At 44.7% G+C, this 13,580-nt stretch carries 11 protein-coding genes; 6 read left to right on the forward strand and 5 right to left on the reverse strand.

From position 1 onward, the window contains the following. Positions 1–404 precede the first annotated feature (404 nt). Positions 405–2,069, forward strand: coding sequence for a glutamine--tRNA ligase (gene glnS, locus ACQY6Q_RS00215; protein WP_427976466.1), 1,665 nt, complete (start codon positions 405–407; stop codon positions 2,067–2,069). Between the two features lie 45 nt (positions 2,070–2,114). Beyond that, positions 2,115–2,750, forward strand: coding sequence for a peptide-methionine (S)-S-oxide reductase MsrA (msrA, locus tag ACQY6Q_RS00220; RefSeq protein WP_427976468.1), 636 nt, complete (start codon positions 2,115–2,117; stop codon positions 2,748–2,750). A 208-nt stretch (positions 2,751–2,958) separates the two neighbouring features. Here msrA and ACQY6Q_RS00225 read toward each other — a convergent pair whose 3' ends face one another. The 4 genes from ACQY6Q_RS00225 to ACQY6Q_RS00240 all read right to left on the reverse strand — a co-directional run bounded on the left by ACQY6Q_RS00225 (position 2,959) and on the right by ACQY6Q_RS00240 (position 6,000). Further along, positions 2,959–3,186 carry a hypothetical protein gene (locus ACQY6Q_RS00225; RefSeq protein ID WP_427976471.1) on the reverse strand — a complete coding sequence of 76 codons (228 nt, stop codon included), beginning with the start codon at positions 3,184–3,186 and terminating at the stop codon, positions 2,959–2,961. A 269-nt stretch (positions 3,187–3,455) separates the two neighbouring features. Next, positions 3,456–4,028 (reverse strand): LON peptidase substrate-binding domain-containing protein, encoded by a 573-nt coding sequence (locus ACQY6Q_RS00230; RefSeq protein ID WP_427976474.1) that lies wholly within the window; start codon positions 4,026–4,028, stop codon positions 3,456–3,458. A 118-nt stretch (positions 4,029–4,146) separates the two neighbouring features. Further along, complete coding sequence (locus ACQY6Q_RS00235; RefSeq protein ID WP_427976477.1) at positions 4,147–5,091, reverse strand: tRNA-(ms[2]io[6]A)-hydroxylase; 945 nt, start codon at positions 5,089–5,091, stop codon at positions 4,147–4,149. Between the two features lie 108 nt (positions 5,092–5,199). After that, complete coding sequence (locus tag ACQY6Q_RS00240; RefSeq protein WP_427976479.1) at positions 5,200–6,000, reverse strand: J domain-containing protein; 801 nt, start codon at positions 5,998–6,000, stop codon at positions 5,200–5,202. Between the two features lie 144 nt (positions 6,001–6,144). Between ACQY6Q_RS00240 and ACQY6Q_RS00245 the strand changes: the two genes are divergently transcribed. Further along, positions 6,145–7,293: a JmjC domain-containing protein gene (locus tag ACQY6Q_RS00245; RefSeq protein ID WP_427976482.1), complete on the forward strand. Its 1,149-nt coding sequence runs from the start codon at positions 6,145–6,147 to the stop codon at positions 7,291–7,293. Between the two features lie 195 nt (positions 7,294–7,488). Continuing rightward, the gene (locus tag ACQY6Q_RS00250) at positions 7,489–8,595 is read left to right on the forward strand and encodes a phosphoribosylaminoimidazolesuccinocarboxamide synthase (protein WP_427976485.1); all 1,107 of its coding nucleotides are present in this window, start codon (positions 7,489–7,491) and stop codon (positions 8,593–8,595) included. A 31-nt stretch (positions 8,596–8,626) separates the two neighbouring features. On the opposite strand, the gene ACQY6Q_RS00255 is transcribed toward ACQY6Q_RS00250, so the two are convergent. After that, positions 8,627–11,467, reverse strand: a complete 2,841-nt coding sequence (locus ACQY6Q_RS00255) for a hypothetical protein (RefSeq protein WP_427976488.1) — start codon at positions 11,465–11,467, stop codon at positions 8,627–8,629. 480 nt (positions 11,468–11,947) lie between these two features. Between ACQY6Q_RS00255 and recR the strand changes: the two genes are divergently transcribed. After that, positions 11,948–12,550: a recombination mediator RecR gene (gene recR / locus ACQY6Q_RS00260; protein ID WP_427976490.1), complete on the forward strand. Its 603-nt coding sequence runs from the start codon at positions 11,948–11,950 to the stop codon at positions 12,548–12,550. A gap of 139 nt (positions 12,551–12,689) precedes the next feature. Then, a partial coding sequence (gene htpG, locus ACQY6Q_RS00265; protein WP_427976492.1) for a molecular chaperone HtpG occupies positions 12,690–13,580 on the forward strand: 891 nt, incomplete at its 3' end.

A 13,580-nucleotide genomic window follows, 5' to 3' on the forward strand; every position in this document is an offset into this window, starting at 1 on the left:
TTAAGTACACTAATTTTTATGTCTTTAGTGGTGAGAAAACCCAAAGAAACATCTCCCACTTCATTACCGTCACAGGCTACCAGTAAGCTACTAGCCATTAGCAGCGGAATTAACTTTTTCATTTATTGGCCTCCAAATTTAACCAAACTATGGCTATACGCTACGTTGCTTAAGTTTGATTGGCAATCCAAGCTTAGCAATTGCAGGCGTAGTTCACGAAAGAGCAGGTTGCTGGGGTAAGAAAATAGCTTAGGAAATACATCAATAGGCGTTTCTGGCAGCGTTTTTTGCTCTACGCGGCGATCTTTTCAACGCTTGTTAGATGGTTGCTTGTACAAAGTCGCAGAATCAGAGATTATACGGCTTTAAAATTTTTGATAATCAGTATAGATAGGTAGGCTGGTATGAGTGAGGCGGAAAATCGCCCTAGCAATTTCATTCGTCACATTATTGATGAAGATCTTAAATCGGGTAAGCATACAAGTGTGCATACTCGTTTCCCACCTGAGCCAAACGGCTACTTACATATCGGTCATGCTAAATCGATATGTTTAAATTTTGGCATCGCTCAAGACTACCAGGGTAAGTGTAATTTACGTTTCGACGATACTAACCCCGAAAAAGAAGATATCGACTACGTTAACTCGATTCAGCAAGACGTTCGCTGGTTAGGTTTTGAGTGGGATGGTGAGGTGTGTTATTCGTCTAACTATTTCGATCAACTGTACGCTTATGCCGAAGAACTTATTCAAAAAGGTTTGGCTTATGTGTGTTTCTTAAACGCAGAACAAGCCAAAGAGTACCGCGGTACTTTAAACCAACCTGGCAAAAACAGTCCTTACCGCGATACCCCAGTTGAAGAAAACTTAGCGCTGTTTAGAAAAATGCGCGCGGGCGAGTTTAAAGAAGGTGAGTGTTCTCTGCGCGCTAAGATAGATATGAGTTCATCATTTATGTGCATGCGTGACCCGGTGATTTACCGTGTGCGTTTTGCTCATCACCATCAAACCGGTGATAAATGGTGTATCTATCCAATGTACGATTTTACCCACTGTATTTCTGATGCGCTTGAGGGGATCACTCATTCGCTATGTACCTTGGAATTCCAAGATAACCGCCGTTTATACGACTGGGTATTAGAAAACATTACTATTGATACAGTGCCTCATCAGTATGAGTTTTCACGCTTAAATCTTGAATACACCGTGATGTCTAAGCGTAAGCTAAATACCTTGGTCACCGACGGTCACGTGAACGGCTGGAATGACCCACGTATGCTGACCATTGCTGGTTTGCGTCGCCGTGGTTACACGCCCGCCTCAATTGTTGAATTTTGTAAGCGTATTGGCGTGACTAAGATGGAAAACATGGTAGAAATGCCGATGTTGGAAGCCTGTATTCGTGAAGATCTTAACGCTAACGCACCGCGTGCGATGGCCGTGCTAGACCCGATTAAAGTGGTCATTGAAAACTACCCAGAAGACCAGGTAGAAATCTTGTCTGCACCGTCACACCCTAGTGAAGATATGGGTGAACGAGACGTGCCATTTAGCCGTGAACTGTATATCGAAGCCGATGATTTCCGCGAAGAAGGCAATAAAAAGTACAAGCGTTTGGTGATCGGTAAAGAAGTTCGCTTACGTAATGCTTATATGATCAAAGCAGAGCGTTGTGATAAAGACGAGAACGGCAAGGTGACTACGGTTTATTGTACTTACGATGAAACCACCTTGGGTAAAAATCCAGCCGATGGTCGCAAGCCTAAAGGGGTTATTCACTGGGTATCGGCAGCACATGCTAAACCTGCTGAAATCCGCCTTTACGACCGTCTTTTCACCGTGCCAAACCCTGCTGCTGAAGAAGACTTTACCGCAGTGTTAAACCCAGAGTCCTTAGTGGTTAAGCAAGGTTTTGTTGAGCCAAGTTTAGTGAATGCCAAGGCCGAACATGCTTATCAGTTTGAACGCCAAGGTTACTTCTGTGCCGACAACCAAGATTCTAGCCCTGAGCATTTAGTGTTTAACCGCACTGTTGGCTTGCGCGATACGTGGGCAAAAATTGGCGATTAGTTTGTTCGCTTGCGGTACAAATTGAGACAAATTGGAGTGGTATAAGTGAGCAAAACGGAAATGGTAAGCCCGCAACAGGCACTGGCGGGACGGGAGCAAGCCATTGAGCTTGACGGTGTGCACGCGGTGAATGGTAGTAATTACCTAGAACAGCCTGCAGACGGTATGGAAACAGCTTATTTTGCGCTAGGTTGTTATTGGGGAGCTGAACGTTTGTTTTGGCAACAAGAGGGCGTTATCACTACAGCGGTTGGCTTTGCTGGTGGTTATACACCCAACCCCACTTATGAAGAAGTATGCACTGGTTTAACTGGTCATGCTGAAACGGTAAAAGTGGTCTATGACCCTAGCGTGATTAGCTATCGGCAATTGTTAGCTTGCTTCTTTGAGCAGCACGACCCAACCCAAGGCATGCGTCAAGGTGGTGATGTGGGTACGCAATATCGCTCAGTTATTTTTGCCGTAGATGAGCAGCAGGCTAGCGTTGCTAAACAAGCCCAGTTAGCTTACCAAGAAGCCTTAAAAGGTGAAGGTTTGGCCAAGGCCATTAGCACCGAGATTGTGGATTTTGATGTGTTTTATTATGCCGAGTTAGACCATCAGCAATATTTGCATAAAAATCCCGATGGCTATTGTGGTTTAGGCGGCTTAGGTGTTTGTCTGCCACCTTGGCTTCAGTAAGAGCAATAAACAAATAGAGCAGCCACTAGGCTGCTTTTTTATTGGCAGTTATAAAGCAACAGTGAGTTAGTGGCTCTGGGGACGTGATGCTAAGGCTGTGAAAGGCGAACGCTCCAGAGTTTGTAAAGTAGAGTCGTGCTAAACCGTAGTATTGATGGCTTTATCGAAGGAGTATTGGGGAGCGTTGCCCCCCAATAAAGATTTTAAACTAGCGGCGTAATTTTAGGATGCTGATAGGACAACTTATGCCTAACTGTTCAGCGGCTTCCTGAAAACCCGCTTCTAAGCGTTCAAAACTTAAATTTGACGTAAACTCCATACAGAGCATGTCTCGCTCTTTTTCGATGTTCCATAAAACGGCTTCATCGGCTGTGGCAGATTGGACTAGCGGTAGTGCTTGTGTAATTGCTGCGCTTATTTTTGCTTTATATCTCATGAATCACCTTTGAGAAAGTCAGGGTCGCAGTTCGCTCACTTTCTACTACTACTTATTGATTTTTCCAAGAGTATTAAGGCAACAGATAAATAGGTGGTCTAAGCCTGTCGATTTTATCTTTACCTAGCATCATCCATGATTGAACCATTCTAAACTACTTTTTGAGAACAGAGTGTGTAAAAGTTCAAAAATCGTAATAAAAAAATGTGATATTAATAACTAACAGAACATTATCGCGTAAGTGCTTATTTTACATGCACTTCAAGCTATTAATCGGTTTCTATTGTGATCTCTGATACCAGTTGATGCACCAAACTTTTTAAGTTGGAAAAGTCTTCTTCGTGAAGGATTTGGTTTTTGGCTTTTATAGAAAAGGGCAATAACTCTAACCAGCGAGAGACGACCCAATTTTCGTCTTGATAATCGATGCTAGCGGGATACTCATTATATAAACTGTGCAAACTAAGCACCTGCTTAAGCTTATCGCTTAAGCCATCTTGCTGATCTTCGACAGGCTCTGTTGGCCAAGCTGGAAGCGCAGTGGCAAGGGCGCTAAAGAGTTTGTCATCGGCTTGGCTAATGTCGGTTAAGCTCACTCGCTTGGTCGCTTTAATGGTAATGCCTAACATGCCGTCGTCTAATTGTTCAAAATCCTCTATGGTGCAATGCACCCCAATTTCAAACTGATCGTTGATCTTGAGTTTAGGTTGGCACAGCACAAAGCCTTTCGATTCGGCACTGGCAATCGAGACCAAACGTAAATAGCGCGGCTCAAATATACGGAGCTTGCTAATCCCGCCGGGTAACAGGAACAGTTCTAAAGGAAAAAGAGGTAAGCGCATAATTCACCTTGTCTGAAATAATAGCTTATTGATAGCTACGGCTTAAGACAACAACCGGATCAGATTTGAGTGTAGCACTTACCGATCTAGCGAGCTTAATTTCGCCGTAGAACACTTATTAATTGGTTGCGAGGCAGGGCACGCCGCTGTGAAAACGAAACAAGGGCTCTTCGTTTGAGATTAACTTTGCCTCTACCTTGCCGATTTCTTTAACTCGCACATCCATTTGTGGTGCGGGGCACAGTTGTGCGGCTAGTTGTAAATAATCTTGGTAGTGGCGAGCTTCAGAGCGCAAAAGAGAGCTATAAAACTGGCTAATTTCGACGGGCAGCAGCGGCGCTAACTTAGCAAAACGCTCGCAGGAGCGTGCTTCAATATAGGCGCCAATAATTAGCTTATCTATCAGAGCCTCCGGTTCAAAATGGCGCACCTGAGAAATTAAACCCTTGGCGTAATTCCCCGCTGTGACATTGTGGTAGGTAACAGAGAACTTAGCCATAATGGCAAATACTTGTTCAAAATGATGCAGTTCTTCTTTGATTAGCAAACGCATTTTTTCTAGCAATTGCTGATTAAATACGCTGCCTTGTTGGTTCTTTTGCTGAACAATCGCCGACGTAGAGGAATGACTTTGCGTTGCTGAAGGGGCGTAGGCAAGTACCTCGCATTCAATTTGCTCGATTAACTTGGGCTCTAGTTTACAGCGCTTGGTTAAGGCGAATGCGGAATTTGCAAGCGCCCATTGTTCTGTAGTCGCCTTAGCGAGTCCATCGGCAAAAAACCAAGCACAGAACGTCTCTAGCGATAGTTTACCCGCTCTAAAAATAATGAACTCGTAAGGGGCTAATAAGTGTTTAATTTCCTGTTGCAGTAAACGGTTGTCTTGGCCTGCATATTTTAACATTAGCTTGCTGGCACTGGCAGCGGCCTTCCACTCTGCGTTGGCATGGTCGATTAATAATAAGGATAGATTCTCTGGCTTTTGCGCTTCTGCTAACCAAGCGGCTGGCGTTTCGCAGTGTAAAAATTGGTGAATCGGCGAGAGTAGAGATTGGTAAGGCATGGTTATACGTATTGATTAGCTAATAGAGAGCAGTGTCGCCGAAATGGCAATAAAATATCAAGAGCTTGGCTAATCGACTTTTCAATCTTAAGTTTGTTATGGGGATGATTAGTTGGAAAGCGGCTCTGGCTCACTTTTCGGTTCAATAGCCGTTGACTGGGGTGTTGGGCCTTTCTCTAGAGTTGTTGCTTCATTTGGTGTTGCTTGACTGCCGCTAAGATGTTTGGCTGGCTCGGCTTGGCTGAGTTGGTATTGCGCCAAAAATTGTATTTGTGCTTGGTTAAGCGGCGTAGCAGTATTGCTTAACTGATGTTGAATGATACTTAAGCTGGTATCTAAGTCGGTTTCTAAGTATTGCTGCATGGCGCGGCTTAAACGTAGTTTTTGTTTTAGCTCCCAAATCTCAGATTGATCATTTTCTACTTCATCGCTTGCACTTGCCACATTTGCAGCTTCCGTACTTGCCGCTTGTTGTTTTTGCACCGCAAGCTTGGCGGTGATTTGTTCAAGTTGTTGGCGGCTCTGGTAGTTTTTCCCGGCTAATACCAATACCAGTATGGCGAATACCGCTAGTGCAGCAGGCATCAGTATCCTCTTTAGCCGTTTGGTTTCTTTTTGTTGGGCTTGTTTGGCAATCGCTACGCTCAGTTTTTGAATGTAAAACTGTTGCTGATGAATGGTTTTTTTTAAATCGATAATCTGTTTGTTGCTGTCATCGAGGTGTTGATTGATAGGCAAAGCGCCTTCACCGATGACCAGCTTTTGATAACTGTTTTTAATTATGATCATTAACTGCGAAGAGCCGCCTTTGTCGGGGTGGCAACGCGTAGCTAGTTGTTTGTAACGGGTGCGAATTTGTTCATCAGTGGCATTTTCTGGTAGCTCGAAGAGTTGAAAGTGTGTTGTCATGGTGCGTGTATCTATCCCTGTATCGCCATCGCTAGATTAGCGTGTTTAAAGCAATTTGTCTCTTGGTTAAACCGTGACCATGACGCAAATTCGCGCCGGTAAATAGTATTACACTGAAGAGACTGAATATGAGGAAGTTACAAGATGTATGAAGTCTCTTTCGATGCTGATGAATTTATGACCAACTATTGGCAGCAGCACGCGCTGGTTCTTAAACAGGGCATGGGTAACTTTGTTGACCCGCTTAGCCCTCAAGAGCTGGCTGACTTAGCCATGAAATCGGAAATTCAGTCATGTTTGGTGACTTGCCATGAGCAGCAGTGGCAAGCCCAGTTGGGGCCGTTTAAAGATTTTGCCGTGCTGAACGAATCGCATAGTACCTTGTTGTTGCGTGGTGTTGACCACTGGCACTTAAGGGTGAATAGTTTGGCCGAAGCGTTTAAGTTTATTCCCAATTGGCGTTTTAGTGAGATAGCCATTTCTTATTCAACCGTTGAGGGCGGGCTCGGGCCGCAAATTGAGTCATCTTGCGTATTTGTTATTCAAGGTAAGGGGAGACGGCGTTGGCGGGTTGGCGCCAAACAAATTATAAATGAGTTTAATCCTTGCGAGCATTTACGCCATTGTGAGCCCTTTGAGGCAGTGATGGATGTAGTCTTAGAACCCGGCGATGTGCTGTATATTCCACCCGGCTGCCCACACCAAGCCTATACCTTGGAAGCGGCGATGAATTACTCGATTAACTTTAGCGCACCCAACGCATTGGAATTAATTGGCGGCTTTGCTAACTACTTACAGGATAAGCAACCGCCAAGCTCGCGTTTTACCGATCCAAAGCGTCATACTACACAGGAATATGGGCGCATTGCTGAGCATGAAACTCAGGCCCTCAATAAGATGATGGTGAAACTATTAAGCTCGCCAGAGTTTAATGCACAGTTTTTAGGAGAATACTTAAGTAAAACGGCCTTTAGCTTGAATTTGTCTGAATTTGTTGGCTCACAGCAGCAGTTACAACAAGCAGATTTACAAGAGTTGATAGAGCAGGGCGTAGCTTTAAGGCGGAGTGCCGGAGTTAAAGCGCTGTACCTTGATGTATTGCCTTATCAAATATTTGTTGATGGCCAGCGTTATGCGGTGCCAAATTGTTCTTGGGCTTTGGCAAAAAGCATGTGCAATCACCACGCGATAGATGCTCATTCGTTACGTGCCTTTAAACAAGATAGCCATCAATATGACTGGCTACTGGATTTACTTAATCGCGGGTACTGGTATTTCGATTCGGTAAAATAGTAATGCTGTGTGTTTAAGCGTTAGCTTAGCCCCTGTAGTGAAAGCATACCGTAATCGCGGCTCAAGCACGAGAATGGCTAGCAGTTGCCGCACATTCTGGTAAAATCCTTCAGCACTTTAATGTTCCCCCGTAAAAGTCAGTTGCTAAGCCCGTTGCCGCTGATTTTTCACTCATGATATAGAGGACGGTTTACCATGAGTCTTGCTGATAAAGTATTAGCAGTGAATAACGATTTACCCATTCGCACCGATGCGCCGGTCCATAGTGGCAAGGTTCGTTCTGTTTATTGGCTAACCGAAGCCGACAGCAAACGACTCATTCAAGAAAAAGGCTATGATGTAGCCGAAGATACGCCTTTAGCGATTATGGTAATTAGCGACCGTATTTCTGCTTTCGATTGTATTTGGCACGGCGAACAAGGGCTTAAAGGGGTTCCTGGTAAAGGCGCGGCATTAAATGCCATTTCTAACCATTGGTTTAAGCTGTTTAAAGAGCAAGGACTGGCCGATAGCCATATTTTGGATATTCCTCATCCGCTAGTTTGGATAGTGCAAAAAGCCCGTCCGGTAATGATTGAAGCGATTTGTCGTCAGTATATTACTGGGTCTATGTGGCGTGCTTATCAAAATGGTGAACGCAATTTTTGCGGTATTGAATTGCCGGAAGGTTTAGAGCGCGACCAAAAACTGCCAGAGTTATTGATTACGCCGTCTACCAAAGGCATTTTAAAAGGCATTCCCGGTGTACCAGAAGCCGACGATGTAAATGTGACTCGACAAAATATCGAGCAAAACTATGCGGCGTTTAACTTTCAATCTGCCGATGATATTGACGTCTACGAAACCTTACTGAAACAAGGTTTTGGTGTAATTAGCCAAGCTTTGGCTCAGGTTGACCAAATCTTTGTTGATACAAAATTTGAGTTTGGTTATGTCACCGACGCACAGGGTAACGATAAGTTAATTTACATGGATGAGGTGGGTACGCCCGATTCATCGCGCATTTGGGATGGCGCTGAGTATCGACTTGGCAATATTGTAGAAAACTCAAAAGAAGATTTTCGACAAATGTTGCTCAATCATTTCCCTGATCCAGATATCTTACTCAATAAAAATCGCATGGCTGAACGGGAAGCCTTAGCCAGAGACAATGATCTACCGGTTGAGGTATTAATGAAAATTTCTAGCACCTATATCGGTATTGCAGAGAAAATTACCGGCGCGAAAATCGAGATTGCTGACAATCCTAAACAAGAAGTGATCGATATTTTACGTAAAAACTACGATCTTATCGTTGATTAACTAGTCAGCAATAATGCTGTTGCTGCTTGGCTCAGCTGTCTGATGTAGATAGCTGAGCCAGTGCTCTTTCTAAGGCTGAATTATCTTGCTGATAAGTGGCTTTAGCTAGGGCTTCAATTTGGCTATTAAGTTTATTAGAGGCGAACTTTTCAGCACTGAGTTGAATAGCTGAAAGTTGCTGTTGTACTTCCTGCCAACGTTGCTCCTGAGCAAAGTTGATAATCAGTTGCCCACGTTCTTTGGTTTCGCGTTTAAATACCTGATTCAGGGCTTGCTCATAAGGCTGTTGTGCGCCGCGCGCATTCACCTGTTGTTGATTCGCCGAGGTTTGCTGCAAATCATTGGTTTGGCTTAGCTGTTGAATGATGGCTCCAGCATTGACTTCCCCAAGTAGTTTGGCTTCCCATAGTTGCTCATCACTATTCAAAGACTCTAAGTTTTGCTGATAATGCTGATGGTTTAACAGTAACATCCATAGTTGCTGCTGGAACGGCTCTGGCTGTAACAGGCTTAATCTAAACTCGTTAAGTTGGCTTACGTGTTCACTCAACGCTTGGTCTTGATCTTGGTAGATCAGTAAGTGGGGTTTAACGCTGAGCAATTTAAGTTGCTTGATGCGCTCGTTAGTTAGCGCACTAGCCTCTAGCAGCAAATAGTCTACTTGGCCTAGGTTTCTAATTTGGTTATAGCTAGGCTGCCATTCTCTATGTTTCCAAATAATGTTGGGCGAGCTAATATCGGCGATTTTGCTAAAGGGATTGTGTTGTTGGCTAAACGAGGCGATGTTGATAGATGGTGTTTCTGCCTGAGGGGCTTCAATCGCCAGCATGGCTTGGGTTAACAAGCTCATTTCGGATTGTTCGCTGTGAGGCGATAAGGCTAAGCCACGCATGGCAAAACTGGCAAAATGGGCCCTCAAACAAAACGTGACGGTTTTTAAGTCTAGCGAAGCGTTTGGCATTTGCTCGCTCACTAAAATAAGCGTCGCATTTTTTTCCAGCAGGGCTTGTTGTGTTTGCTCGTTGGGTAGTTGTTCAGCAATATAGCTAAGCGCCTTGCTAGCGTCATAAGTGGCTAATTCGTTAGGCTCTAACACTTGATAGCCCAATAGCTGCAATTGCAGTTTTAAACACTGCTGAATAAATGCGTCTGGCATATCCACTACCACCGCTTGTTGGTCTGTTACCTGCTTTAACAGGCTTTCGCTGGCGGGCTCTAAGGCTAAGTTTAATTTGAGTGAGTCTTGCTGTTGCTGCTGGTGGGCTCCAATCTGCTTGCATAGTGCAGCGCTGCAAGCCAGCAGTGATTGTTGCAGCGGCGAGAGTAAGCTGGCGTTTTCTGCATCCAGTGATATCACTAGCTGTTGCTGTTCTATACCGATTTGCAATAGCACCTGCGCTTTGGCTGGGTACAGCGAAATTAAGTATAAGTGCAGGTCAATCAGCGCTTGCATGTGGTAGTAGTTAAATAGGTAATACTGTTTTACTTCAGGGCTAACTACTAAGGCCCAGCGTAATTGTTTGGCTTGATACAAGCTGCTGAAGCGGCTAAGACGCTGTTCAAATAGCGCTACAAAATTGTCTGCTTGTAGCTTCAGTGCTGGATTTTGGTTTTGTTGCCAAGGTAGGCAGGCAAGTAGCGTTTTTAGGCGTAGTTGGGCGTCTAAATAATCCCGTTGATTTTCCGCAGTGGCCGTATCTAAGCTGGGTAATTGTTGCAGTGCTGCGAGGCAGCCGGCCTTAAGTGGAGAATACAAGTTACTCACTTGTAGTGTCTGCCAGCGGACTTTAGCTAATTGCTCTGGGGCAGTGGTGGCAGCCGGTTTACGTTCAATGATGTTGAGTAAATACAAGCTGTCGTTGTCAAAACGCAGCGCTAAGCGATTTACGGCATAGTCCTGTTGCTGGTGTTTAGCCTGAGCAAATAGGTAAAAGTCTTCAGGGTAGCTGAGCAAGAGTTCCATAAATTCTGGGCTATTTTGCGTTTGCTGCTGTTGTACCGAGAAGTGCCGGTTAAGATCTAACTTAAGTAGTTGCTCTTTAGTACTGGCAAGTATGCTTAAGGCTTTGGGGGTGGCCTCAATGATGTGGTTGTGTTCGTCAACAATAACCAAGGCTTGTTGGCTATGTTCTAACAAGGTTTTTTTAATGCTATGGGCGCGTTTAGATAGGGTGATGATTTGCTTTAGCTTTTGTTTGTCTTTTTGCTGTTGCTGCTGGCTATTATTGAGCTGCTGTTGAAGCTCTTGATTGCGTTGAGTTAAGTTTGCATTGGCTTGGAGCAGCGGCGAGGGTTGGTCGGCCTTGGGTTCAGCTTGGGTTGGTTTGGTTTTTATATTGTTAGAGAGACCTGTGCGACTCACCACTAAACTGAGAAACAGCTGCAGTAAAAACTGTAGCATCAGTAGATTAACAATTTTAAGTCGATGCGGATAAAGCCACTGATACAGATTGCTAGGGCTGACAAATTCAATTTCTACCCAAGCAATAGGATTTACTTGGCTCGCTGGTTGTTGCTGATTGTCGATCAAGGCGGCTAACTTATTGGTGGTTTGGCCGTCTAGATATGAGGATTGCCGCGAGTCGCCCGCTTCAAGTAATACCTGTTGGCTGGTTTGGTCAGTCACTTTTACATAATTAACACTGGGCGATTTGAGCAACTCACTGGCTAAGGCTTTTAGGGTTTCGGTATTTTGAATATTCACCGCCCGCCTGGCACTAACTTCAAATAAGGATAGAGCCGCTTTCACTTCGCTCTCAACACTGGTTTTTTGCTGTTGGTATAGGTAGGGAAGGCTCAGCCCAGCCACGCTAGTAATAATAACCAGGCAAACCAGATTGATCAGTAGCACTAATTTAAATCGAATATTCACGGTCATCCTTGAGTGGTGGTCGACTTGCCAGCGTATCAGCAAGTTTGATTAAAACGCATATCCAAAGCGTAAGTAAAGTGAATCAAATTCTATTTTGCGGAAGGTCTTGGCTTTGGCTTGGTCGCGTTGCTGATAATTGTAACCTATTGTCATATCCCTGTGGCGCTCGCAAGCACCTCTAGTGCTTAGTGTATGCTGCTAACAACGAATTGGCCAAGTGGCGCTTGTTTATCCCGTATTGGCAATGCTTAGCCCCACTAAGTCGCATTGATGCACTGGCCTGCTTATGGCTTGGTTTTAGCCTCCCTAAGGTTAAGCGCGATAAGCCTTATCGTTGCGGTTTTTAGTTTAGGTGGATCGACCTAAGGCGGCCTAGCACCAGCCGATAGTGAGGGACTGAATAATTTTGTGCAGGCTAATGAATTTTATTAACGACGCTGTTACATTAGCTGCGCTTATTTTGAGTCTAGTGGAAGTTGCATGAAATACAGTCCCAGCATTGAACAGTTGATAAAATCCTTGCAAGTATTACCCGGCGTTGGCCCGCGCAGTGCCCAGCGTATGGCCTTTGATCTTCTAGAGCGTAAGCGGCGTGATGGATTAAAGTTGGCGGCCAGCATTAATCAAGCGATGGAAGTGGTGGGGCATTGCGAAGTGTGTCGTAATTTTGCCGAAGAACAGCGCTGTCCAATTTGCCAATCGGCAAAGCGGATGAGTAAAGGCATCATATGTGTCGTAGAAACGCCGGCAGACGTGGCTGCCATTGAACAAACGGCGCAGTTCTACGGTAGTTACTTTGTATTAATGGGACATCTGTCCCCCTTAGATGGCATTGGTCCGAGTGAGCTGCACTTAGATAAACTGGAACAACGTTTGGCACAAGAGTCGGTTAGCGAGTTAATTTTAGCGACCAACCCCACTGTAGAAGGCGAAGCCACCGCGTATTACATTCACGACATGGCGAAGCGTTATCAAGTGAAAGTATCACGGATTGCTCATGGCGTTCCCTTAGGCGGTGAATTAGATAGTGTAGATGGAACAACTTTGTCGCACTCATTAATTGGTCGCCAGCAATTAGACTAGGCTCACAATCTCGGCCTGCCTAGAGGTGGGCTGTTAACATTGTTTATAAATTTTCCTTGGATTTGCTTGAAATCCATTTTGCTACCCCCATATCGTTTATCAACAAATGATCTATGTGTAAAAGCAAGGAAATAAAACAATGACTGATGCAGTTCATGCTGAAACTCATGGCTTTCAAACCGAAGTAAAACAACTACTTCAATTGATGATCCACTCTCTTTATTCAAACAAAGAGATCTTCCTCCGTGAATTAGTATCTAACGCTGCCGATGCGGCAGATAAACTTCGTTTTAAAGCGCTAGAAAACAATGCATTGTACGAAGACGACGGTGAGCTTCGAGTTCGCGTTAGCTTCGACCAAGACGCTAAAACCATTACCCTGTCAGACAACGGTATTGGTATGACTCGTGACGAAGTAATTGAACACTTGGGGACCATTGCTAAATCGGGCACCAAGGAGTTTTTTGGCCAGCTCAGCGGTGATAGTGCTAAAGACTCGCAGTTAATTGGCCAATTTGGTGTGGGTTTTTACTCGGCCTTTATCGTTGCCGATAAAGTCACTGTAGAGACTCGTGCAGCAGGTGCTGAAGCGGAGCAGGGCGTTCGCTGGGAAAGTGCCGGTGAAGGCGACTACACCGTGGCCGACATTACTAAACAAAGCCGCGGTACTGATATTACTTTGCATCTACGTGAAGACGAGCACGAATTCCTCGATAGTTGGAAAGTGCGTTCTATTATCACTAAATACTCTGACCATATCTCTATTCCGGTGCAAATGTGGAAAGACGAGAGACCCGAGTCAGAAGGTCCTGATGGCGAAAAAATTGCCGCTGTACCAGGTGAGTGGGAGTCAATTAACAAAGCGACTGCACTATGGACTCGTGGTAAAAACGAAATCTCTAAAGAAGAGTACAACGAGTTCTATAAGCACATTTCTCACGACTTTGCCGATCCATTAACTTGGGCACACAACAAAGTAGAAGGTAAGCAGGATTACACCAGTTTGCTTTACATTCCTAGTAAGGCGCCT

Source organism: Agarivorans sp. (assembly GCF_050295395.1).
Classification (GTDB): Bacteria; Pseudomonadota; Gammaproteobacteria; order Enterobacterales; family Celerinatantimonadaceae; genus Agarivorans.

Excerpts from the sequence above, each read along its gene's own strand:
- glnS (WP_427976466.1), top strand. The coding sequence starts at position 405 with ATGAGTGAGGCGGAAAATCGCCCTAGCAATTTCATTCGTCACATTATT.
- ACQY6Q_RS00225 (WP_427976471.1), bottom strand. The coding sequence starts at position 3,186 with ATGAGATATAAAGCAAAAATAAGCGCAGCAATTACACAAGCACTACCG.
- ACQY6Q_RS00230 (WP_427976474.1), bottom strand. The coding sequence starts at position 4,028 with ATGCGCTTACCTCTTTTTCCTTTAGAACTGTTCCTGTTACCCGGCGGG.
- ACQY6Q_RS00235 (WP_427976477.1), bottom strand. The coding sequence starts at position 5,091 with ATGCCTTACCAATCTCTACTCTCGCCGATTCACCAATTTTTACACTGC.
- ACQY6Q_RS00240 (WP_427976479.1), bottom strand. The coding sequence starts at position 6,000 with ATGACAACACACTTTCAACTCTTCGAGCTACCAGAAAATGCCACTGAT.
- ACQY6Q_RS00245 (WP_427976482.1), top strand. The coding sequence starts at position 6,145 with ATGTATGAAGTCTCTTTCGATGCTGATGAATTTATGACCAACTATTGG.
- ACQY6Q_RS00250 (WP_427976485.1), top strand. The coding sequence starts at position 7,489 with ATGAGTCTTGCTGATAAAGTATTAGCAGTGAATAACGATTTACCCATT.
- recR (WP_427976490.1), top strand. The coding sequence starts at position 11,948 with ATGAAATACAGTCCCAGCATTGAACAGTTGATAAAATCCTTGCAAGTA.